Annotated in this window: 20 protein-coding genes, 1 other RNA gene and 1 pseudogene; 4 read left to right on the forward strand and 18 right to left on the reverse strand. The window is 68.7% G+C overall.

The features are described from left to right. A pseudogene (locus ACFV15_RS20215) lies at positions 1–261 on the forward strand (IS5/IS1182 family transposase); the annotation flags it as partial. On the opposite strand, the gene ACFV15_RS20220 reads toward ACFV15_RS20215, so the two are convergent. From ACFV15_RS20220 to ACFV15_RS20230, 3 genes are all read right to left on the reverse strand, one after another. After that, complete coding sequence (locus tag ACFV15_RS20220; protein WP_378352021.1) at positions 245–1,528, reverse strand: cytochrome P450; 1,284 nt, start codon at positions 1,526–1,528, stop codon at positions 245–247. The pseudogene ACFV15_RS20215 and the gene ACFV15_RS20220 overlap by 17 nt on opposite strands. Before the next feature lie 61 nt (positions 1,529–1,589). Next, entirely contained in the window at positions 1,590–2,339 is a 750-nt protein-coding gene (locus tag ACFV15_RS20225) for a helical backbone metal receptor (protein WP_378352022.1), read from the reverse strand. Further along, positions 2,336–3,739, reverse strand: coding sequence for an RNB domain-containing ribonuclease (locus ACFV15_RS20230; RefSeq protein ID WP_378352085.1), 1,404 nt, complete (start codon positions 3,737–3,739; stop codon positions 2,336–2,338). Before ACFV15_RS20230 ends, ACFV15_RS20225 begins: the two co-directional genes overlap by 4 nt. A gap of 129 nt (positions 3,740–3,868) precedes the next feature. Between ACFV15_RS20230 and ACFV15_RS20235 the strand changes: the two genes are divergently transcribed. Continuing rightward, positions 3,869–4,828: an ATP-binding protein gene (locus ACFV15_RS20235; protein ID WP_378352023.1), complete on the forward strand. Its 960-nt coding sequence runs from the start codon at positions 3,869–3,871 to the stop codon at positions 4,826–4,828. A 93-nt stretch (positions 4,829–4,921) separates the two neighbouring features. Here the strand turns inward: ACFV15_RS20235 and ACFV15_RS20240 are convergent, their stop codons facing one another. From ACFV15_RS20240 to ACFV15_RS20310, 15 genes are all read right to left on the reverse strand, one after another. Beyond that, the gene (locus ACFV15_RS20240; RefSeq protein ID WP_378352086.1) at positions 4,922–5,116 is read right to left on the reverse strand and encodes a hypothetical protein; all 195 of its coding nucleotides are present in this window, start codon (positions 5,114–5,116) and stop codon (positions 4,922–4,924) included. 52 nt (positions 5,117–5,168) lie between these two features. Further along, entirely contained in the window at positions 5,169–5,978 is an 810-nt protein-coding gene (locus tag ACFV15_RS20245) for an MBL fold metallo-hydrolase (protein ID WP_378352024.1), read from the reverse strand. A 2-nt stretch (positions 5,979–5,980) separates the two neighbouring features. Continuing rightward, positions 5,981–7,336, reverse strand: coding sequence for a hypothetical protein (locus ACFV15_RS20250; RefSeq protein ID WP_378352025.1), 1,356 nt, complete (start codon positions 7,334–7,336; stop codon positions 5,981–5,983). A 10-nt stretch (positions 7,337–7,346) separates the two neighbouring features. Continuing rightward, on the reverse strand, positions 7,347–8,348 hold the full coding sequence (locus tag ACFV15_RS20255; protein ID WP_378352026.1) for a C40 family peptidase: 1,002 nt from the start codon (positions 8,346–8,348) through the stop codon (positions 7,347–7,349). Between the two features lie 5 nt (positions 8,349–8,353). Then, positions 8,354–8,980 (reverse strand): hypothetical protein, encoded by a 627-nt coding sequence (locus ACFV15_RS20260; protein ID WP_378352027.1) that lies wholly within the window; start codon positions 8,978–8,980, stop codon positions 8,354–8,356. Positions 8,981–8,983: 3 nt separating this feature from the next. Next, entirely contained in the window at positions 8,984–11,053 is a 2,070-nt protein-coding gene (locus tag ACFV15_RS20265; RefSeq protein WP_378352028.1) for a magnesium transporter, read from the reverse strand. After that, positions 11,050–13,974 carry an ATP-binding protein gene (locus ACFV15_RS20270; RefSeq protein WP_378352029.1) on the reverse strand — a complete coding sequence of 975 codons (2,925 nt, stop codon included), beginning with the start codon at positions 13,972–13,974 and terminating at the stop codon, positions 11,050–11,052. Before ACFV15_RS20270 ends, ACFV15_RS20265 begins: the two co-directional genes overlap by 4 nt. 3 nt (positions 13,975–13,977) lie before the next feature. After that, entirely contained in the window at positions 13,978–14,499 is a 522-nt protein-coding gene (locus ACFV15_RS20275) for a hypothetical protein (protein WP_378352030.1), read from the reverse strand. Positions 14,500–14,509: 10 nt separating this feature from the next. After that, the gene (locus ACFV15_RS20280; RefSeq protein WP_091299241.1) at positions 14,510–14,776 is read right to left on the reverse strand and encodes a hypothetical protein; all 267 of its coding nucleotides are present in this window, start codon (positions 14,774–14,776) and stop codon (positions 14,510–14,512) included. Positions 14,777–15,352: 576 nt separating this feature from the next. Beyond that, positions 15,353–16,216 carry a hypothetical protein gene (locus ACFV15_RS20285; RefSeq protein ID WP_378352031.1) on the reverse strand — a complete coding sequence of 288 codons (864 nt, stop codon included), beginning with the start codon at positions 16,214–16,216 and terminating at the stop codon, positions 15,353–15,355. Positions 16,217–16,271: 55 nt separating this feature from the next. Then, positions 16,272–16,655, reverse strand: an RNA gene (rnpB, locus tag ACFV15_RS20290) — RNase P RNA component class A. Between the two features lie 67 nt (positions 16,656–16,722). After that, positions 16,723–17,292 carry a hypothetical protein gene (locus ACFV15_RS20295; protein ID WP_378352032.1) on the reverse strand — a complete coding sequence of 190 codons (570 nt, stop codon included), beginning with the start codon at positions 17,290–17,292 and terminating at the stop codon, positions 16,723–16,725. Further along, a complete protein-coding gene (locus tag ACFV15_RS20300) occupies positions 17,213–18,502 on the reverse strand; it encodes an NAD(P)/FAD-dependent oxidoreductase (RefSeq protein ID WP_378352033.1) in 1,290 nt (429 codons plus the stop codon). The genes ACFV15_RS20295 and ACFV15_RS20300 overlap by 80 nt, the downstream gene beginning before the upstream one ends. After that, on the reverse strand, positions 18,499–19,320 hold the full coding sequence (locus ACFV15_RS20305; protein WP_378352034.1) for a ferredoxin: 822 nt from the start codon (positions 19,318–19,320) through the stop codon (positions 18,499–18,501). The genes ACFV15_RS20300 and ACFV15_RS20305 overlap by 4 nt, the downstream gene beginning before the upstream one ends. A gap of 5 nt (positions 19,321–19,325) precedes the next feature. Beyond that, complete coding sequence (locus ACFV15_RS20310; protein ID WP_378352035.1) at positions 19,326–19,907, reverse strand: DUF4142 domain-containing protein; 582 nt, start codon at positions 19,905–19,907, stop codon at positions 19,326–19,328. A gap of 315 nt (positions 19,908–20,222) precedes the next feature. On the opposite strand from ACFV15_RS20310, the gene ACFV15_RS20315 reads away from it, so the two are divergent. Together ACFV15_RS20315 and ACFV15_RS20320 are read left to right on the forward strand one after the other, a co-directional pair. Next, the gene (locus tag ACFV15_RS20315) at positions 20,223–20,789 is read left to right on the forward strand and encodes a sigma-70 family RNA polymerase sigma factor (protein ID WP_378352036.1); all 567 of its coding nucleotides are present in this window, start codon (positions 20,223–20,225) and stop codon (positions 20,787–20,789) included. After that, positions 20,786–21,178: a zf-HC2 domain-containing protein gene (locus ACFV15_RS20320; protein ID WP_378352037.1), complete on the forward strand. Its 393-nt coding sequence runs from the start codon at positions 20,786–20,788 to the stop codon at positions 21,176–21,178. The genes ACFV15_RS20315 and ACFV15_RS20320 overlap by 4 nt, the downstream gene beginning before the upstream one ends. Positions 21,179–21,190: the final 12 nt, after the last annotated feature.

The following is a 21,190-nucleotide window of genomic DNA, read 5'->3' on the forward strand; positions in this document are numbered from 1 at the left end:
GCCAACCGGGCTCACCTGCGCGGGCGCGGTATCAAAGCGACCATCCCGAGTAAGGCCGATCAGGATGCGCATCGCAAGGCCAGGGGGTCGAAGGGCGGTCGGCCACCGGCCTTCGACCCCGAGATCTACAAACAGCGCCATGCGGTGGAGTGCGGCATCAACCGGCTCAAACGCCACCGTGGGGTGGCTACCCGCTACGACAAGCTCGCCGTCCGCTACGAGGCCACCGTGCACATCGCCGCAATCAACGAATGGCTCTAACCGACTTCGATACAGGCCCTAGCCCTGTGCTGACCGGCAATGCCTCCAGCGCGCGGAGATTGCTCCGGCGCTGCCAGCGGACGGCGCCGGTCAGGCTCAGCCGAGGCGCGCGCTCCAGCAACACGCGGAGCGCGGCCTCGGCTTCCATCTTCGCCAGCATCGCGCCGAGGCAGTAATGCGCGCCGCCCGCGAACGTCAAATGGCCCTTTCGCTCACGGGTGATGTCGAACTGGTGCGGGTTTTCGAAGACCTCGGGGTCGCGGTTGGCCGCCGCGCGCACAATGACCACCTCACTATCCTTTTTGATCAGCTTGCCGCCGATTTCGACGTCCTCGTGGGCCACCCGCAGCGAAAGATGGGTCGACGGCTCGAAGCGGAGCACCTCGTCGACCGCGTTCGGCACCAGGTCGCGGTCGTCGAGCAGCAGCTCCCATTGGTCGCGGTTGTTCAACAAGGTGACAACCGCGTTGCCGATCAGGTTCGCGGTGGTCTCGAACCCGGCGAGGAACAGCGTCTCGCCGTTGACGACCGCTTCACCGGCCGTGATCTCACCGGCGTCCTGCGCACGGACCAGTGCGGTCATCATGTCGTCGCGCGGGTCTTCGCGACGACGGTCCAGCAGCTCGCGGAGCAGGGCGTGCAGCTCGGCACGAGCGGCTTCGTAGTCGCGCAACTGGGCGATCGAGCGGACTCCGTCGCACGCCAGCGCGATGACATTGCCGTGTTCTTGGAGGCGCGCCAATTCGTCATGCGCGTCGTCGTCGATGCCGAGCAGGTCGGCGATCACGCGCAGCGGCAGCGGCTGCGCGAAGTCGGCCAGCAGGTCGAAGTCGTCGCCGGCTTCGTCGAGCAGCCGGTTCGCGATCTGCTCGACGCGCTCGGTGTAGGCCTTCATCAGCTTCGGGCGGAAATACGGCGCGATGAGCTGGCGCAGCCGGTTGTGGTCCGGCGCGTCCTTGAGCAGCAGCGAATCCCCGAGGTTGTGCAAGGCGAGCCTGCTCACGTCGCGTTTGCCGGTCAGCTCACCATCGGCCTTGCGGACACCGAAACGGGGATCCTTCAGCAACTTGGCGCTCAGCTCGTGCGAAAGGACCGCGTGGACACCGACCGGGCTGTGACAGACCTGCCCCTTCGCCCGCATGCGCTCGTAGGCCGCGTACGGGTCATCGGAGTGCTCCCGCAGCAGGACCTGCACCAGGGGGTCACCGCACCGCGCCAAGGTCCACGCCGTGGCCTTTTGGGCGTTGAGGCGGATAGTGAGGCTCAAGTTGCTCTGCATGCCGTCCACACGGGACACTCGCGAAGACGGTTCAAGCGTGTGCCCCAGGTCACCCGAAGGCGCGCGAAAGCTCCTCGTGCGCTTCGACGAGTGATGGCCCGTACCAGGTCAGATACCGGCCGGACACCAGCACGGGCCGCAGCCCGGGGAACGCCTCAGGACCATCCGTGTGGGTGAAGACGTACGGCTCGTCGGGCAGGACAACGAGGTCGGCGCCTTGTTCGTTGAGCTCGTCGAGCGGCGGCCGCGGATAACGCTCGGCGTGCCCCTCGTAGACGTTGCCGATGCCGAGCCTGCGCAGGACATCGCCGCCGAACGTGTCACGGCCCAGCACGATCCACGGTTTGCGCCAGACCGGGATCACCGCGTGCGCGCGGATCGGCCGAGTCTCGCGCCACAGCTCTTCGGCCGTGACCAGCCACCCCGGTTCGTCCAGCTCGAAAGCCTGGGTCAGGATCCGGCGCAACGAACCGAGCGCGGCGGGAACCGTAGCGGCTGCCTCCATCACCCACACCGGGAAGCCGTTGGCGCGCAGCCGTTCCACGTCTTCGGGCCGGTTCTCCTCGGAGTTCGCCAGCACCAGGTCCGGCGCCAGCGCGAGCACGTCGTCGATCTTCGGGTACTTCGAACCACCGACCCTCGGAACGTCCAAAGTGGACGGGTGGGTGCAGTAGTCGGTCGCGCCGACGAGCCTGCCCGGCGCGCTCACCTCGACGGCCTCGGTCAGCGACGGCACCAGCGAGACGACCCGCGCCGCGGGACCGTCCAACGGCACAGGCTCGCCGAGATCGTCGATCATGCGGCCTCGAATTCGACCTTGCGCTTTTCGGCGTCCACCGAGGTCAGGCGCACCGCGATCCGCTCACCGACGGTCAGCCGCACGCCCGCGCACTTCGCCATCACGGTCGGGTCCTCGACGAGGATCTCGGCCTTGTTCTCCTCGGCGCGCAGCACGACCGCCTGGAACTCGCCACCGATGTGTTCGGCGAGCACCCACGCCTCGACCTGGTCGATGCACGCCCGCTCGACGCGAGCGGCCAGGGTGTCCGACGCCGTCATCTGCTCCGGCACCTCGGACAACGCCTCGCGCACCCAATCCGGCACCGGGCGGTCCGCTTGGACGGCCAAGCAGATTTCGGTGGCGAACCGGTCGACCAGCCGCCGAATCGGTGCGGTCACATGCGCGTACGGTCCGCCGATGCCGGCGTGCGTGGTCAATTCCGGCAGTGAGCCGTCGAACGCGGTGTAGCCGGCGCCGCGCAGCAGGCGTGTGGTGTCGGCGTAGAGCGCCATCGACCGTGGGTCGCCGGGATCGAGTTTCGACAGGAAGACGGACACGCTGGTCTGCTCCGGCCAATCGATCCCCAGCGCGTGCGCCGATCGCCTGAGCCACGCGACGGCTTCCTCTTCGGGATCCGGCAACGTGCGGAGCACACCAACTCGGGCTTCGATCATGATCTGCGCCGCGGCCATGCCGGTGAGCAGCGAAATCTCGGCGTTCCACGCGTCGATATCGTTGCGTGGACGGCGCGCGAGCGCCCAGCCGCCGTCGGCGTCGCCGCTGATCTCCTGCTCGGGCAGTTGCAGCTCGACAGCGCCACGCTGCACGGCGAGCTCGCGGCGGAGTCTGCCCAGGTCCGGCAACGCGGCGATCGACGGGTGCGGCTTGCCCGCGTTGATCTCTGCCTGCACGGTCTCGTAGTCGAACTGCGCGGTTGACCGGACCAGCGCGCGGCGCACATGGGTGCCGACCGGCAGGCCGCTGGCGTCCGTGTCGATGGTCCACAGCACGGCCGGCCTGGTTTCCCCAGGCAGCAGGCTCGCGGCGCCTTCGGACAGCACCGGCGGGTGCAGCGGGACGTTGCCGTCGGGCAGATAGAGCGTCTGGCCCCGGCGGCGGGCTTCGCGGTCGATCGGGCCGTCAGGTCTGACGAAGGTCGCCAGGTCCGCGATCGCGTAGTGCACGCGGAATCCGGTCCCGGTCCGTTCGAGGAAAATCGCCTGGTCGAGATCCTTCGCCCCGGGCGGGTCGATGGTGACGAAGGGCAGACCGGTGGCGTCTTCCCGTTCCGCGGGCTCGATCGGATCGCCGACCGCGGCTTCGGCCTCGGCGAGGACGTCGGGACTGAACGACTCAGGCAGCACGAACTCGGCGCGCAGGCGACCGAAGTCACCCCCGGCCGTATGGGTGCGGATCACCAGGGGGGCCACTCAACAACCCTAACCCGAGACCGGAGGGTTGATCGCCCGTTCGGGTGCGGGCCAGTCGGGTGTACGTTGCGAGGGCCAATAATGAAAACCGGAATCATCTTCGGAAAGGTGCTCGCTGTGAAGATCGCGTTCGTCGGCAAGGGCGGCAGCGGCAAGACCACGCTGGCGTCGCTGTTCACCGGCTATCTCGCCGACGCGGCTCGCCCCGTGCTCGCGATCGACGCGGACATCAACCAGCATCTGGCCGTCGCGCTCGGCGCCGGCCAGGACGAGGCCCGCGCGCTGCCGACACTCGGCGAGCACATGAGCCTGATCAAGGAGTACCTGCGCGGCGACAACCCGCGCATCGCCGACACGGCGTCGATGATCAAGACCACCCCGCCGGGGCGCGGTTCGCGGCTGGTCCGGCCGTTCGACGACAACCCGATCGCCGAGGCCTGCTTCCGCTCGGTCGGCGGCATCCGGCTCGCGGTGACGGGCCAGTTCGAAGAGTCCGACCTCGGCGTCGCCTGCTACCACTCGAAGGTCGGCGCGGCCGAGCTGCTGCTCAACCACATGATCGACGGCACCGGCGAGTACGTGGTGATGGACATGACCGCGGGCGCGGACGCGTTCGCTTCCGGGCTGTTCACCCGGTTCGACGTGACGTTCCTGGTCTGCGAGCCGACGCTGCGCAGCCTCGGCGTCTATCGGCAATACGCGGACTACGCGCGCGACTTCGGGGTGCGGCTCGTGGTCGTCGGCAACAAGGTCACCGACGCCGAAGACGTGGAATTCCTGAGCACCGAAGTCGGCCCGGATCTGCTCGGCTGGATGCAGGCTTCTGGCCACGTCCGCGCCGCCGAGCGTGGCCGCGCCCGGCCGATCGGCGAACTCGAGGCGCACAACCTGGCCACGCTGGCGTCCATGCTGTCCACTGTGGATTCGGTAGACCGGGACTGGGCCCGTTACCAGCAGCAGGGCGTTGAATTCCACCTGCGCAACGCCGCCGCGTGGGGCAGTGACCGGGCGGGCTCGGACCTGGCGGCCCAGGTCGATCCCGATTTCGTGCTGGGCCCGGCTTTGGTCCGTCAGTGACTTTCCGGAGGTAGTCCCAGCGTGCTTCCGGGGCTAGACAGGCGAAAAGGTCACGCCGGATGGCCGATCCGACCATCCGGCCCGCCACGGCTTCTAGTCGTTCCAGGCGGCGTCTTCGGCGTCGGCTTGGCGGGTGCGCTCGTGGGCGATCTTCAGCGCCTGGCGTGCGGTGGCCTCGTCCGGGTAGGGCCCGAGCAGGTCGATGCCCCGCCCACGGTCATGGTGTTCGACCTGGTTGGTGCGGGTGTTGAAGTACCAGCCCTCGTCCGGGTTCGGGTCGTTGTCGATAGCCATGAAAAGAGCGTGACACCGAATGGACCCGCTGTCACGCTGAACGGTCCTAGAAGACCTGGACGATGAAGTCGTCGAACCGATGAAAGCCTTGCGCGCCATCGATCTTCGCCAGCGCGCGCTGCAACTGGTAGACGTGATCGACGGTGAGTTCCAACGGCGGCTCGTCCGGCTGATAGGTCGTGCCCATCGGATAGTCCTTGCCCGGTTCGCTGGTCATCTCGATGTGACAACCCAGCACGTGCGTCACCCGCCGTGTCGCGCAGAACTCGGCCAGCCGGTCGACGGTCGCGACGAACGCGGGCCAGTCGCGGACGTACAACCGGCCCGGGTAGAGCGAATCGCCTGTAAAGAGCAAACCGGTGTCGCGGTCGTAGAACACCGTAGCCGCGGCTTCATGACCAGGACCTGGGATGACATCGATGACCCGTCCGCCCAGGTCAAGCTCCGCCAGCCCGGACGGCCACTCCTCGAAACCGTAGAACGCGACGACCTCGTCCAGCCCTGGCCCGACGATCACGGTGTCGGCGCGGCCATCGAACTGGCCGTCACCGGCGACGTGGTCGCCATGTCCGTGCGTGTGCGCCACGACAAGTCCATAACCCGGCTCGGGATGGCTGGCCACGATCAACTCGTCGACGATCCGGCGCAACGGGAAATACTCGGGCTGCGGGGTCGCGCCGGTATCCAGCAGCAGTGCGTGGTCTTCGCCGAGCAGCAGGAACAGGAACGGGCCCTCGTAGTGCACCGACTTGTTCTGCCGCAGGATGAAGGTGCGCTCGTCATAGGCGTGCACCTGGATTTCCGGTGCCGTGTCGTGCTTGGGCGACGGCCAGCCGGCGTGCCAGGTGACGTCCATGGCTATTTACGGTAGCGGTACGGGATCTCCGTCGGATCGCCCGTCGGACCGAACTCGCCGCCCTCGACTGGCGCGTCCGGCTCGGCCATCTCGTCGAACCAGCCGCGATCCGACCGGATGCCCGACGGCGGCGTCGGCGGTGAATCGTGCTCGGGCGGCACCGGCCGAGGAGGCGGCGGCATCACCGGCGGGGCCTGACTGGGCGAGGCTTGGCTGGGCGCCGCTTGCATCGGTGGCGCTTGCATCGGTGGCGCGACCTGCGGTGTTGGCGGCGTGACCTGCGGCTGCTGCTGGACTGGCGGTGCGTGCTGTGGCAGCACAGGTTGGGGCGGCTGAGGTTGCGTCGGCTGAGGCAACGGCAACGCGGGTTGCGAACGCGCCGCGGACGACGACGGCTGCGGCAACGGCGGTGCGGACGGCGTCACAGATGGCTGCGAAATGGGCGGCTGAGCGACCGGCTGCGACGCGGCCGGGGACGAACCCGCCGACGGCGTGCCACGCGGCGGCGTGACCGGTGGCTGAGTGACCGCATGTGACGCCGCTGGGACCGAATTCGCCGCCGGCGTGCCACCCGGCGGCGTGTTCGGCGTCGGGGTGACCGAGGGCGTCGCGGGCGCGGCATGCGCGCCCGCCGGTTGCGCGGACGGACCTGTCTGCGCTGCGGCCGACGCCGAGGAAACGGGCGGAGGCTGCGGAGCCGGATTCGCGACCGCTTGCGGCGGCAACGGCGGAACCGGCGTCTGCGCGGGCTGGGGTGTGACAGTCCGCCACACCGGCGCCGGGCCGATGTTCATCGGTGCGGGCGCGCGCGGCGGCTCCCCCGTCGACGGCGGCCGCACCGGCTGCTGTTGCCGCGGCTGCTGGACCGGCGGCGCCTGCCGCGGCTGGGACGGCTTCGGGATCGGGTCGAGGCAGGACACGAGCACCGTCGTCGACTGGGGGTCCTCGACCTTGCGGCCGCTGCGCTCGCGATAGACCATCTCGCCGTCGGTGTCGATCTCGACGATGTACCCGGCCTCGGCGAGCTGCTCCTCGTCCAGGTCGACGAGGTTTTCGTATCGCGACGGCACTACCTTGTAGATCGGCCAGTTCAGTCGCGCGTGCTCCTGGTGGAACTGCGCGAGCAACGCGGCCATCTGCTGCTGCCACGGCAGCGACATGCCTTCGGCGATGGATCGCGGGATCACCACGTATCCGGCGTCGACGCCGGGATACCCGTGGCTCAGCTGGTCGGCGAGCGGGGTGCTGGACGCGGGCCTGCCTGCGTGCCGGGGCAGGCCGGAGGACCCGAACAGGTCCCTCGGGTCGTCCTCGGGCTTGCCCGAAGACGACTTGCGCTTCCCGAATCGCTTGGCCACGTTTCCGATGCTAGACGCCGGGCCGGACTGCCTGCCCGACGAGTTCCTTCTCGTCGAAGGAAAACGCCCGGGTGTGTACCGGCACGCCGGTCTGCTGCGCTTCGACGATCTTGTTGTCGCCGAGGTACATCATCACGTGGTGGATGGTCGCCGGGTTCGACGGATCGTTGGCCAAGAACAGCAGGTCACCGGGCTGCGCATCGCGTACGGGGACCATCCCGCCCGCGTGGTACTGGTCCTTGGAGACTCGCGGCAGGATGATCCCGGCCGACTCGTACGCCCGCAGCATCAGGCCAGAGCAGTCGTAGGAATTGGGTCCCGTCGCACCCCACACGTACGGCTTGCCCTGCTCACCGAGCGCGAACTTGATGGCCTGCCCGGCGGCTTCGCTGGCAGGCAGCAACGCGCCCATGCCCTGGCCACAGCCACTCACGTTGACGACCGCGCCGAGGCCCTCCACCAGCGCGGCGGCCATGGGCTCCCACTTGTGATACCGATCGGGGAAGCCCGACCGCTCGACGGCCTGCGCGGCGTCGCCTGGTCGCTTGTTCTGCCAGTCCGGGACGGCGAGCAGCACGTCGTAGAACTTGTTGACCTCGTATTCGACATTCGTGACCTGCGCGATACTGCCCCAGCCCATCGACGGGCGCATCTGGAAGATGCCCAGTGAGTCGCGGTCGCCATAGGTGAGGTTGTGCAGTCCGGACTCGGTCATGCCCGCCTGGATCGCCACCTGCCACGCGCGGGGCGCGAGTTCGCGCTGCTTGCCGATGCTGATGATCGCGGTGACGATGCTCCGCTGCTCGTCGTCGAGCTTGGCCGCGTCGACCGAACCCTGGTCGCCGGTTCCTGGCTGGGTCGGGCCGAGCGAAGCGTCGCAGCTGACGTTCATGACGCTTTGCGCCTGCGCGGCCTGCTGCTGGTCGGTGACGACCTTCACGACCGTGCCGATGGTCAGCACCGCCGCCAGGCCGATGCCCGCCAGTACCGTCGCCACCACTCCGACGCGCATGGCGATCAGCTCGCCTTGTCGTATTCCGAAACCCGCCACCCCGCGTTGGTCACGACCAGGGTGATACTGAGTTTCGGACCGTCGGTGGGGACCGTGACCAGCAGTGAGCTGGTGAACGAGTTGACGACCTGGGGCTCACCGGTGACCTGGTTCCCCCCGACGCTCTCGACCGGCACGGTCGTCAGCTTCGCGGCGAAGAACTCCTCGGTCGTGTAAGCCCGCATCCCCTCGAGCCATTGCTCCTGGGTGATGCCGGCCGGATGCCGCACCCACGCGTTGGCCCACTCCTTCGCGACGCGGATCGCGTCCGCGTTCGGCGCGGACGGCGTCGGCGTGGTCTGCGAACCCGAAAGCCGGGTCTGCGGCGGCGGGGTGGTAGTCGTGGCGCCGGCGGGCGGCGGAGCGCCGGGCCCGCTTCCGGGATGGGAGGAGGTGGTCCGCGTCGTCGACGGCTGAATCGCGGTGAGCGTCGGGGTGGGCTTGTCGATGACCTTCGGCAACACGATGCCGAGCGTCGTCAGCAGCGCGGCGACCACGATGAGCGTGCCGACCAGGTGCTTCGGCGAGCGCAGCGGGAAGCCCCACAGTCTCCGGTAGACCGCGGCGCGGCCGCGGTTGGTGCGAATGGGCATCGGCTACCTGCCCATCAGGTGATCGGTGTCGCGAATGTCCTCGCGCACCTCGATCCCGCGAGACGGCCGGTACAGCACGAACACCGGTTTCCCGGCGACGACCTCGGGGTCCACCCGCCTCGGCTGCGGGATCGGCGACGTCCGCACCGGCGAGTTGTACTCGGGCGAGGTGAACTCGGCCTGCCCGCCACCAGCGGACAGCCTCGACGGCACCACCACCGGCTCGGGTTCGTCGCTCCACCGGCGATCGAACACCGGCGATGTGTCGACGCGACGGCTCGCGCGGACCGGCTTGCGCCCGTTCGGCGGATAAATGAAGTCGCCCGGCTCGTTCCCGCCAGGCCCGTAGTTGGCGAACACCCCGGCGCCACCGCCGCCTGCGGGCAGCGCCGGACGTCCCCCGCCGCCATCGATCGCACCCGGCCATGACGCGCCGGACCAGGCCGCGGCGGGCCGCGCACCCGGCGAGTCGAGCCGCTGCGAGCTGGCGAAGATCGTCGCTTCGGGCCGGAAGCGTCCGCCACCGGAGATCGCGCCGATCGGACCGCGCGCGTCGCCGTCGACCACGTCGTCGGTGTCACGGATGTTCTTCCAGAACTCGTCCTGCGGCGTCGGCCCCTGGTTCTTGCGGAAGCGCGAGAAGATTCCGCCGCTGGGTGACGGGACCGCGTTGCCGACCATTCGCGCCGACATGTCGACCATTTGCCACAACCGGCGCACTGGGCGGCCGACCATGAACAGCAGCACTGTGACCATTCCGGCCAGCACCATCTGCGTCAGCATCGACAGCGAGTTACCCGCCTCGAAGATCGCTTTCAGCAGGAGCGCGTGCACACCGGCAAGTACCGAAAGCACGACCAAGTTGAACGCGACAGCGCCGGCGACCTTGAGCACGCGGCGCAGGATCTCCGGGTGCAGCAACGCCACCAGGCCGATCAGCGGCGCGGTCAGCGTGAACAGCCGGATGAGCACCTGTGCCAGCAGCACGGACGCTTTCGCCAGCAGCTGGAACAGCGAGTACACGAGGCCCTGGCCGAGCGCGAGGAAGCCGGCGCCGGTACGGCTGCCGTCCTCACCCGTGAAGTACCCGGTCGACGGGCCGAGCTTGGTGGAGATGTCCTTGTACGAGGCCTTCTTGGCGTCGATCACCTGCTGGTTGGCGTCGTCACCGGCTTCGAGCTGGTTTCGGGTGAACGCCTGCGCGTCCACGAGCGCCTTGCCGTATTGCTCGGCCTGCGGCGCGTCCGCGGCACCGAACTCGCCGCGCAGCCAGTTGTTGTAGACGACTTGAGTGTGCAGTTCCGTTGGCAGCACTTCGACGTCGAGCTGGTCCGCCGACTCGTCGATGAATCCGGCATGGATGTTCGTCGTGGTTTGCACGATCGCGTGGTCGATCGGGTCGATGTAGCGCAGCAGCGCCAGTGACGACGCGGCGAGCCAGACCGCGGCCAGCGCGTAGAGCGCGCGTTTGCTGACCGCCGCCAGGTCGCCCCGCCAGATGTTGCGGAACATCATGATCGACAGCAGCAGCGCGACCAGCCCGAAGAGCTGGGCGTAGATGTTGTTGTAGACCTTTTCAGCGCCCGCTTTGACGGCGCTGTAGATCGGGTTCAGCAGACCACCGTTCAGCACCGTGTAGTGCAGCGAGTTCGTCGCGCCCACCAGGTTCTTGCCGATGTTGAAAAGCTGGTTGCCCGCCCAGGTGTCGATCGTCGAGTCGGGCGAGTTCAGCCCGGCGAGCGGCCCGCAGTTGGTCTGGAACGTGTTCCAGACCATGCCCGCGTAGCTGTAATCGATATAGATGCTGTCCTTGAGACCGTGGCCCTTGGCAGGGTCGAGCGCGCCGACCATGCCGGAGCCGGGGCGCTCCGGGTTCGGCGCCTCACCGCACTGCGCCGCCATCGCGGGCGGGGCGGTCATGGTCAGCTGCAACCCGAGGATGCCTGCGACCATGAGCACGGTCGCCAGCTTGGTCGGCCGGGTGCGCCCGGTCGGCCCGTGCTTCAGCCGCTTGCGCAGCTTGTGCCAGCCGGCCGCGCACGCGAGCACGGCCGCCAGGGTCAGCAGCGTCATGCCGCGTCCCTGCCGGTTCCACCCTTGCCGGCGCGAGCGTGCTGCCCGCCGCCGTTCTCCCCTGCCGGTTTGTCGACGGCATTCGTCATGCCGCCCAGCAACTGCTCCTCGGTCAACCCGACCTCCAACTCGGCGGCCAGCTCGAGATCGGGCTCGAGCTCGTCGTCTTCGGGGGGAACAGGAACGTACGGCTTGGTCTCGTCCGTGGGAACGAGTGCCGTGCCCGGCTGCGGCTTGAACTCCACGTTCGACGACCCTGGGGTCGTGTCCATGACGCCGCGCAGGTGTTCCAGATGGGGACCGGAGAAGTCGACACGGATCCGCTCGACACCGCCCGCGCCGTCGCCGAAGACGAACTGGCGGGGTTCGGTGTCACGCTCGAGTCCGCGCTGACCGCCTGGCCGTCGGCCGAGTGCGGCGATGACCTGCTCGTAGCCGACCCCGACGGGGACCTTGAGCAGGCGCAGCGCGTCAGCCTGGGCATCGTCGTCGTCGAGACGGCCGACGAAGACCGAGTCGAGCAGCGTGACGAAACCTTGGATCTTGAGGAAGTCAGCCGGGATCTGTGAGGACAGCAGCACGCGGACGTTCCACTTACGCGAGTCACGCGCGAAGCGGTTCATCAGCACGCGCCCGGTCGGGACCTCCGAGAGGAAGAACGCCTCGTCGATCCAGACGCCCTTGCGCAGTTCCTTCGGCTTTTCGTAAACCGAACGCTGGGTCAGCCAGGCCGCGAGGTTCAGCATCTCGACGCCGAGCGACTCCGCGTCCGTCCAGTACTCGCGCGGCACGCCGTCCTTGGGCAGCGTCAGACCGGCCATGGTGAGCACGGTCATCCGGTCATCCCGCGTCTCCGCGTACGGGTCCGCGTCGGTCTCCGGGATGAGCAGTGCCATCCGCTCGCGCATCTCGTCCAAGAAGTCCGCGACGACGACCGCGTGCTCGTGGTGCTCACTGGAATCGCGCCGCAGCGCGTCGATGACCTGCCCCGGGTCGGCGTCGAAGCGCCCGCCGACCGCACGGACCGCACGCAGGAGCACGATCCGAGTCTGGGCCATCCGCGAGACCTCGTACGGCAGGACTCCGGTCAGTACGTCAAGTACGAGACGCCTGCGCGTGGCGCCCGCGAGCGCCTTCTCGCGGCGCCAGGACCGTTCCGGGTCGTCCTCGTCCATGAAGTGCTCGAGCAGCGGCTCGGCGACCACGCGATACGGATTGAGGATGCCGGGCTGGGCGTTGAGCAGGTTGATCGGCCGCGCGTACGGGCGGATCTCCGGCAGGTCGCACAGCCGCGACAACGGGCCGGACGGGTCGAGGATCGTCCAGTGCGCGCCGGCGCGCAGCGTCTTGTAGACGATGCCACCGCCGAGGAACGACTTACCGCCACCGAGCCCGGCGACCATCGCCGTCAGGCCGGAGCCGTCACGGATCTCCTGCGCCATCCACGGGTCCCACGCCACCGGACGCCGGGTCGCGGTGCAGGTCTCCCCGAGCAGGATGCCCCGGCGGTCGCCGACCTCGGCGGTCGCCGTGGGCACCGCGGACGACGCCCACACGACACTCCCGCGCCGCATGTACGCGGCCGACGCGAGCGGCTCGCCGGGGATGAACTCGCGGGCCATCGCGTACTGCGCTTCGGGGTGCTCGATCGCGATCTTCGGCTTGTACAGGTCCAGCAGCTGCTGAGCCAGCTTGAGCGCGTCGCGCTCGGTCGGGCCGGACACCGCGAGCCGCCACCAGGACCGCACGCGCGTCGCGAGCGCGGTGAAGCCCGACGTCATCTCGTCGTCGATCTCGAGCACCCGCCCCGCCTGGCGCGCAAGCGATTGCGGCGGCTCGAGCTCGTGTTCGTCGGTGTAGTGCTTGACCTGCGATCGCACCTTGTTCATCTGGCGCTGCAGCTCACCGGCGACCTCTTCGGGCCGCCGGACGTAGATGCGCGCCGAAACCTCGACCGAAGCCGGCAGCCGGTCGGCGTGCTGGATCCACGGGTCGTCGACCTCGGGGATCTGCAATCCGTGCATCTGCCCGACCGTGAGCACCGCGAGGTGCCGCGAAACACCGGCGTTGGACCCCGTCCGTCCGCGAACGGTCACCGTGGGCGCGTACGGGTCGGCGTGGAAGTCGGCCGCGTCGGTGAAGCTGGCGAGATCCTCCGGCTCCCAGGCCGCGCCGGGCACAGCGGGCATGTTCCGGGGTGCGGGCAGGCCGAGCGAGCACGAACGGTGCATCAGCCAGGACATCTCTTCGGCGTGCGCGGGCCTGCCCTCGAGCCCTGCCGAGCCGATCACCTGGTCGAGGTGCTCGACCTCGGAGTCCAGCGCGGTGAGCTCGGCGTCGACGGCTTCGGGCAGGATCTTGCGCAGCACCGGCGCGGCGCGCTCGACCGCTCGGTCCACCATCCGGCGCGTTTGGACCTGGACGCCGAGATAGACCTCTTTCTCGGCCATCGAGCGGCCCATGAGCTGCTGCTGCTCGCCGATCAGGTAATCGTCGAAGCTCAGCGCGCCCGGGATGTCCTGCGGCCGGTTGACGGCGTTGTGGACGTGCGCTTCGGCCCACATGCGGATCGGATAGGGCCGGTTCGTCACGCGCAGGTGCAGCCAGCGGCCCTGCAGCTCGGCGTACTGGCCCGCGATCGCGGCGATCAGGTCACGGCGCTGCGAGTCCGAGCGGAACGACCAGCGCTGCGGCGCGAGCCGGTACCACGCGTACACCTCATAGCCGGTGCGCAACAGATGCCCGTCGATGCTGCGCGCGGCGATCGACGGCGTGTAGGTAGGTATCGCCTGTTCACCGGGCAGTCGCCTGCCCTTGCCGCCGGCCTGCTTGGCCTGCGCGGAACGGACCTGCTGCGGGGTCTGCCACCCGTTGTGCAGGTCTTGTTCCCGTTTACCTCGGCTTCCGCCGCGACCGAACAACGACTACCTCCCGGCCGGAGCGTTGCTGCGGCTCCGGCGCGCTCGTGGTGTGCCCTGCGCTCCGTGGTGCGTGGGTCCCTTGAGGAGACCATCCCCCGCGGAACCCTTCCCTTTATAACTGTGTTGCTGCCGTGCGCGCCGTTTCCGGCGCTTGTGCTTGGGCAGCGGGCGCTCGGCCCGGACCCGGACCCGGCTGGCGCTGACCGCGCCGCCGGTCCCCGTGGTGCGTTCACGCGGGGCGCCGAGCTCACGGGCCCACATGGCGGCCACGGCGCCGAGCGGGCGCTCGTGGCTGATCTTGGCGGTGATGAACCTCGTGATCACGATTGTGATGACGAAGGCCCATGCTGTCGAGAAGAACCCGAAGCTGATGCCCGCCCACCGCTGCACGGTGAGCACGACCAGGAAGATGGGTATGCCGATGAGCCACGCCACGTAGCGGGCGCGCCAGGGGAAGGTCGCCTTGGGCGGGCCCAGCCAGACGGCGTCGACCCGATAGACCTCGTCATCGGTCCGGATGCGCACTGCGGGCGCCTCAGCCTGTGAAGAGGCCAGCGATCCACTGGCCCACGTTGACCCCGGCACCGCTGACGGCGAGACCGATGATCGCGAGCGCGATCACCACACCGGCGAGGCGGCGCATGACACCCGCGTTGTCGCCCTTGCCGCCGCCCAGCCAGAGCAGGAGGAGCGCGACGGCGAGTAGCACCAGGGGAATGATGTTGTCGATCAGCCAGCTGCGGACGTTGCCGGTCCCCAGCTCGCCGGCGGCCAGCGTCTCGAAGGTGGTCAAGGTGGTCATCGCTTACTCCCGGTGCGCGGAGCTTGGTCGCTTGGTCGCGATCTGCCGGTGGGCCCCGCTTGGTTCTTCATGGTGCTTCGGACACATCATGGCGTCACGAGGCGTAGTGGTCAAAGCGCTCTCTGTAGATATGTCGATCTAGGCCCGGCTCTCGGCTCGACCGGGATGTCCGCACTCCATCATCACGGCAAGGGCCCTCAGGATTAACCCCCGTCGCCCGGATTTCGCAGTGCGTGGAGGAACTCACCCACAAGGGAGCGTTTTGGTCACTGTGGGTAGAGGGTTTTCTGGCGAGATGAAGCCGCGAACAGTGTGACATGCCCTGTTCGGCCGCAATCGGCGAGTCCGCTGTGTTAGCACACCCAGGACCACTCGCCCCGCAGGTGATCAACGGTCCGTGACAATGACAGCTCATTCGAGACGCTCGGTGACCCGAACGGCGGGTTTTCGGGGCGTTCGGATGTACCGGCGACCGGGACGGGCCCCTGACCGTGTGAGCGACCTATCAACACTGACGGCGGGTTGCGCGCGGCGTTTCTGAAGCGTTCAGCGTTTCAGAAACTGACCTCGCGGCGGTTAGCCGCGTCCGGCGCCCGCGGCGAACACCCCGGACGGGAACGCGCCTGCCGAGACGGCGGTCCGGCTGAGCTCACGGCCGAGTTCATGGAGACGTTCGGTCTTGTCCGCGCCCAGGTGCGTCCACGGGGCGATCGCGGCCTGGTTGGTGACGCGCTCGATACCCGCGCGAAGTTCGAGTCCCTTGTCGGTGAGCGCGCCTTCGGCGTCCATGAGCCCGCGCTCGCCGAGCCCGGCCACCTCGGCGTCCCACTGCTCGTCGGACCAGCCGCGGGTCAGCCGGGCGGGTACGGCCTGGAAGCCCTTGCCGGTCGCGGTGTGCGTGACCAGCGCGCCGAGCCCGCTGAGACCGTGCTCGACCAGTGCGGCGATGTGCCCGTCGCCGCGGAATTCACGCAGCAAGGTGATCGCGTGCCACAGCACGAGGTGCGGCTCGGCGGGATACGGGAGATCAGCGTGCGCCGCGTACAGCGGACGGCCTTCCGGCGTGCAGCCCTCGGCGGCTTCGCGGGCGAGTTCGGCGGCTTCGGCCACTTCGGCGGAGGCCACGACGTCGTCGCCGAGCAGACGGCGCAGTACGACGTCGGCGGCATCCAGCCGGGCGGCGAGCACCTCGGCTGGCGTCGCGAGCGTCCACGCGCGCGGGATGTGGCGCGCGACGAGTTCGGGATTGAAGTTGTAGAAGGTGGCCGCGACGCCGCCTGCCCCGATGGCGCCGAAAGCGGCCGATCGGCCCGCGAAGTAGCACATCCGGCCAGGCCGCAGGCCCGCTCCGGTCAGTTTGTCCTCGGTCTCCGGCGCGAAATAGATCATCGCGTGCAGTGGATCGAGCACTCGGTGCAGCCGGAAAGCGACGTCGCCCATACGACCGACCCTACCGCGCGGTAGGCAGGCCGGTTGGCCCATTCGGCCGGGAAAAAGGACGAGTTGGCATGTAAGCCGGATCCTGTCCTCACGGCGAACCGTGATGAGCGGTCATCCATCTCGGCCTGCCGTCGCCGGCAGGCTCTAGCGGCCTACCCGCAGACTCGGACGGGCCGTCCTCGAACGCCTGCGCAGGAGCTCGCGCTCCCTCTTGGCCTTGCTCCGGGTGGGGTTTACCTAGCCGCCCCGGTCACCCGGGGCGCTGGTGGTCTCTTACACCACCGTTTCACCCTTACCCCCGTCCGGAGACGGGGGCGGTTTGTTTTCTGTGGCACTGTCCCGCGGGTCACCCCGGGTTGCCGTTAGCAACCACCCTGCCCTGCGGAGTCCGGACTTTCCTCGAGACGGTTTCCCGTCACGCGACCGCACTGCCAACTCGTCCGCCTGGAAATGTTACCGGTTGGACAGGTCGCGCTCCCGCATGGACCGTACGGCCCGTCCTCGGGTCACCCGGTCGGCGACGCGGGCAGCCCGTTCAGGTTCTCACTCCCGTCAGGGCCGACCGCGAACCACGCGAGGCTGACGCCCTGCCCGTTCCATTTCCCCGGCGACGAGGTCGCGTTGCGATAGAGCGGCCAGCCGCCGAGTGTCACCTGCCAGGTGCCATCGGCCCTCGGGATGGTGCCCACCAATTTCTGATCGATGCCGACCGCGACGGGCGTGCCGGCCGTCAACACCGGTGGCCAGGTCCTGGTGCACGCGTCGACGCACGCCGACATCGACGGGTTCGCGCTGTCCCTGTCGTACCGGTAGAGCACGGCGCCGTCCCCGTCCACGACGGCGTCGCCCAATGTCGGCAGCCGCACCGCGGCGATCCGCGCGGGCGCGGCAGGCATCGGTTTGCCGGTCGGCGGCGGCACCTGCGCGGTCGGGGAAAGCTGCTCGGTCACCGGCGCCTGGACCGCCCTGCCACCGACCACGATCGGCGCGACCGGGTCATCCCCCCGCCACCGCATCAGTACGCCGGCGGTGAGCACCGCCGCCAGCAGGGCGATGACGGGTTTGGCCTGGCGCACGACTGTTCTCCCTTTCGATGCGGGAAACGGGGTTCTGCTCGGCGATTTCGGCCGTCCAGCTGAGCATCGCGGCGGGGCTGTTCATGCAGACGACGCCGACGAGGCGGCCGTCGCGCACGAACCCGGTCACGGAGCGGTCGCCGGATTCCGGCGGGCTCAGTTCGACGGTGTCGGTGCCGAGCGCCGGCATGCCCGCGACCTGGATCCGCACACCGTGCTGCTCGGAGGAGAAGCGCGGGACCGGGGCGAACGGCCGTGCCGCGCGGGGCCCGGCCATCAGGCTCTCGGCCGCGGCGCAGCCCATTTCGACCGCGTTGAGCCAATGCTCGACCCGCTGCGGCGTGTTTCCGAACCGCAGGTTGGGCCACTGTGCCACGTCGCCGGCGGCGACAACGCTGTCGGTGCCGACGACGTGGCAAGTGGGGCCGCAGGTCAGGCCGTCCGCGATGGGCAGCCCGGCACCACGCAGCCAGGACACCGACGGGACGGTCCCGACGGCGATGACGGCACAGGACACGTCGAGCAGGTTTCCGTCGACGAGCTGGATACCGAGGCTGCGCCGGTCGGGCAGCCAGCGGCGGATCGAGGTGCCCAGCGCGAGCCGGACCCCGTGATCGGAGTGCAGCGAGGTGAGCCGTCTGCCGACCTCGGGGCCGAGTGCGTCCCCGAGCAGCGTCGGCGCCTGCCCGACGATGACCGCCTCCCTGCCGAGCTCTCGCACGGTGGACGCGATCTCGCAGCCGAGGAAACCGCCGCCGATCACCGCGACCGGGCCCTCGCTGGCGGCCAGTCCGTGCCGCAGCGCCATCGCGTCGGCCAGTGTCCGGACGACGAATACGCACGGATGGTCGTACGGCGCGCTCGGCAGCCGGCGCGGTTCGACGCCGGTGGCGATGACGAGCCCGTCGTAGCGCACTTCTTCGGCGCCTGGCAGGTGCACCACGCGGCGCCTGGGCTGCAGATGGACGGCGGTGGTGTTGAACCGCCATACGGCGTCGACATCCCCGGGCGCGGCCAGGCGGACGTCGGGTGGGGTCGCGGTTCCGGCGATGAGCTGCCTGGACAGCGCGGGCCGGTGGTAGGGCATGTCGGGCTCAGAGCCGATGATCATCAGCCTGCCGCCGAAACCCAGCTCCCGCAGGCGTTCGGCGGCGCGAAGCCCGGCCGGGCCCGCACCCACGATGACTATCTGCTCGGTGTGGTCGGTCACGGTGTGGCTCCCTCGAGTTGGATGGCACGCATCGGGCAAGCTCTGGCCGCGGCCCGCACCTGCGGGGTCTGGGCGGATTCGGGCTGCCGCAGGTACAGCAGCCGCCGGTCGTCCTGCAGCTGGAAGACCTCCGGCGCCTCGGCCTGGCACATGCCGTATCGGTGGCACCGATGACCGTCGACGCTGACCAGGACGATTCCGCTGCCCGCCGGCACGGCGAGGGTGACCGGATCCGCTTGGAGCAGACCGAGACCGACCAATTTCGGCGCCGGGAGGAAGCGCAGGACGGTCACCATGACCACGGGGACCGAAACGGTGATCCCGCCAAGCCACACCACCGACAGATGGCCGTTGGCGATCGCGCCGAACCACGAATGGATCATCAGCAGGCCGACGGCCGCGTAACCGCTTTGATGCAGATGCCTCCAGCCCCGGTACGCGAGTCCCCGCCGGACACCCGCGGCGACCGAGATGGCGACGCACAGTTCGAAGCCGATGATGGCGCAGGCGTGCCGCGCGTATCCGCCGTCCGCGAAGGGGATGAGCAGTTTCAGCACGGTCAGCGTGTCGTCGTCGAGGAAAAGGAAAGTCAGCGCGTGCAGCATTCCGCTCGCGAGGGTGAAGGCCGCGAGCATCAGGTGCCCGCTGCGCAGGGCGTGGTGCCCGGTGACCCGGCGGATCCAGCCGGTCGCGGTCAACACTCCCCAGACCAGGGTGAGGCACATGGTCACGTAGGCCACCCGGCCCGAAAGCGTGGCGATGTCACGGACTCCGCTGTCGTGCGCGGAGGGCACGGCGGCGAGCAGGTACGGCGGCATCGGCGTCACTTCCCGCTCGGGGAACCGAGCAGGCGGATCAGGCGGAACGTCGCCGCGCCCGCGATGACCACCATCACCGCGGCCAGCACGAAGTCCGCGCCGCCGAGCGTGTTGCCGCCCCGTGCGGCGGTCAGCACGAGCGAACCCGGTTCGGCGACGCCGGTGCTTTCCAGCAGGTTCAGCTGGCGCAGCATGGTTTCGACCACGGTCTGCGCGAACGCGCGCACCGCGTCGTCGAGGGTCGCGGCCCGTACCTGCGACGCGAGCTCGAAAAGGGTGCCGTGTGCCGCACGCAGCCGGTTGACGTAAACGCGATCGAACGGCTGTCCCGGCTCGCTCGACCGGATCTCATCCGTCCACGCCTGCTGTTCCCGGGTCGCGGTGTCGGGCAGCGCCACCCCGAGCCGCCCCGCCAGCGAGCGCGTCACCGGATCGAGACGGTCGTAGTCGCGCACGATCTCCGCACCGACTTCGCACACCCGGGCGGTGTTCCCGTGCTGCTGCGCCAGCACGCTCGCCTGGCCTTCCCACAGGCCTGCGCGATGAACGGCGATCAGCAGATCCCGGTCCGCCGACCGTAGTTCCATCGCATCCGCCTGACTGAATTCCGCTAACGCGGCGCATGCCAGCGTCAACGCAATGCCCATGACCATGACCACGCCCTTTGCCACGGATCGGAACAGCATTGCCGATGTCCCTTCGCATAATGACTCGTAAAAGGAGGTACGCGCCCCCGGACTAGCCGGTTCAGGACTTAACGGCCGTAACAAATGTGATCTGCATCACATCGAATAGTACTCGCGAGTTAAATTTTGTGGACGGCGGCCACATATAGCCCGCGCCGATCTTCTGCGCTACGCTCGCCGCACCCATTCCCTCACCTCGCGGGAGGTCGCGGCCTTATGGAAGCAGTGAGTGGCAGAGGGTGGCGGTTCAGTCGGGAGCACCCCCAGCGCAACCCCGACGATCCCAAGGAAGAGCTCATGTCCTTGCTGTACAAGGATTTTCGCGACCGACTGTTCGCACAAGTCCTCCGGCTGACAAATAATGACCGGCAGTGGACAGAGGACGTGGTGCAGGAAACCTTTATCCGCGCATGGCAGCATTCCGACGATCTGAACCGCGAACCCGGAATGTTACGAGGCTGGTTACTGACCGTTGCGCGCAGAATAGTCATCGACGGCTGGCGAAACCGCTCGGCCCGACCGCGTGAAGTAGAACTCGAATCACCGGACACCGCCGAGACATCAGACGAAACGGATCGCACTTTGGCCGCGATGGTCGTCGCGGACGCGTTACGCCATCTCGATCACAAACACCAATCAGTCGTATTCGAGACCTATTTCGCCGGCCGCACGGTCCGCGAGGCGGCGATTATCCTGGGACTGCCGGAGGGCACCGTCAAGTCGCGGTTGTACAACGCGATGCGGACGCTGCGCCGGGCACTGGGGGAGCTGGGTTCACGATGAGGATTCGGAGGCCTGGCCACCGTGGATTGGCCGCATACAGCCTCGGCGTGCTGGACGCCGAGGCTGCTCGCGCGTTCGAAGCGCATTTGAGACGTTGTCCGGCCTGCCGCCGCGAACTGGACGGGCTGCGCGCGGTCGTCAGAGCTCTCGGCCAAGTCGAGCAGCTGGGCTATCTGCCGCCTGGCAACGGCCCGGGCGCGTGCTCCGCGTCCGCACGCAAGCAGAACGCCCTGCGCGTGCGGTGCCGCTGGCTCCCACTGCTCGTGGCCAACCTGCTCTTCTGCCTGGCGACGATGCGCATCTCTGCCCCTGCCCCAGTAGCGGACGGTGTGGCCGTCACGCCGCGCGACGGTGAAAGGGTTTTCCCACTTTCAATTACCATCGAGTAGTCTGCCGCAAGC

It is taken from the genome of Amycolatopsis sp. NPDC059657 (assembly GCF_042734395.1).
Lineage (GTDB): Bacteria > Actinomycetota > Actinomycetes > Mycobacteriales > Pseudonocardiaceae > Amycolatopsis.

Coding starts and splice junctions, on each gene's coding strand:
- ACFV15_RS20225 (WP_378352022.1), bottom strand. CDS start 2,339: ATGATCGACGATCTCGGCGAGCCTGTGCCGTTGGACGGTCCCGCGGCG.
- ACFV15_RS20245 (WP_378352024.1), bottom strand. CDS start 5,978: ATGGACGTCACCTGGCACGCCGGCTGGCCGTCGCCCAAGCACGACACG.
- ACFV15_RS20255 (WP_378352026.1), bottom strand. CDS start 8,348: ATGCGCGTCGGAGTGGTGGCGACGGTACTGGCGGGCATCGGCCTGGCG.
- ACFV15_RS20260 (WP_378352027.1), bottom strand. CDS start 8,980: ATGCCCATTCGCACCAACCGCGGCCGCGCCGCGGTCTACCGGAGACTG.
- ACFV15_RS20265 (WP_378352028.1), bottom strand. CDS start 11,053: ATGACGCTGCTGACCCTGGCGGCCGTGCTCGCGTGCGCGGCCGGCTGG.
- ACFV15_RS20280 (WP_091299241.1), bottom strand. CDS start 14,776: ATGACCACCTTGACCACCTTCGAGACGCTGGCCGCCGGCGAGCTGGGG.
- ACFV15_RS20285 (WP_378352031.1), bottom strand. CDS start 16,216: ATGGGCGACGTCGCTTTCCGGCTGCACCGAGTGCTCGATCCACTGCAC.
- ACFV15_RS20305 (WP_378352034.1), bottom strand. CDS start 19,320: ATGCCGCCGTACCTGCTCGCCGCCGTGCCCTCCGCGCACGACAGCGGA.
- ACFV15_RS20310 (WP_378352035.1), bottom strand. CDS start 19,907: ATGGAACTACGGTCGGCGGACCGGGATCTGCTGATCGCCGTTCATCGC.
- ACFV15_RS20315 (WP_378352036.1), top strand. CDS start 20,223: ATGGAAGCAGTGAGTGGCAGAGGGTGGCGGTTCAGTCGGGAGCACCCC.
- ACFV15_RS20320 (WP_378352037.1), top strand. CDS start 20,786: ATGAGGATTCGGAGGCCTGGCCACCGTGGATTGGCCGCATACAGCCTC.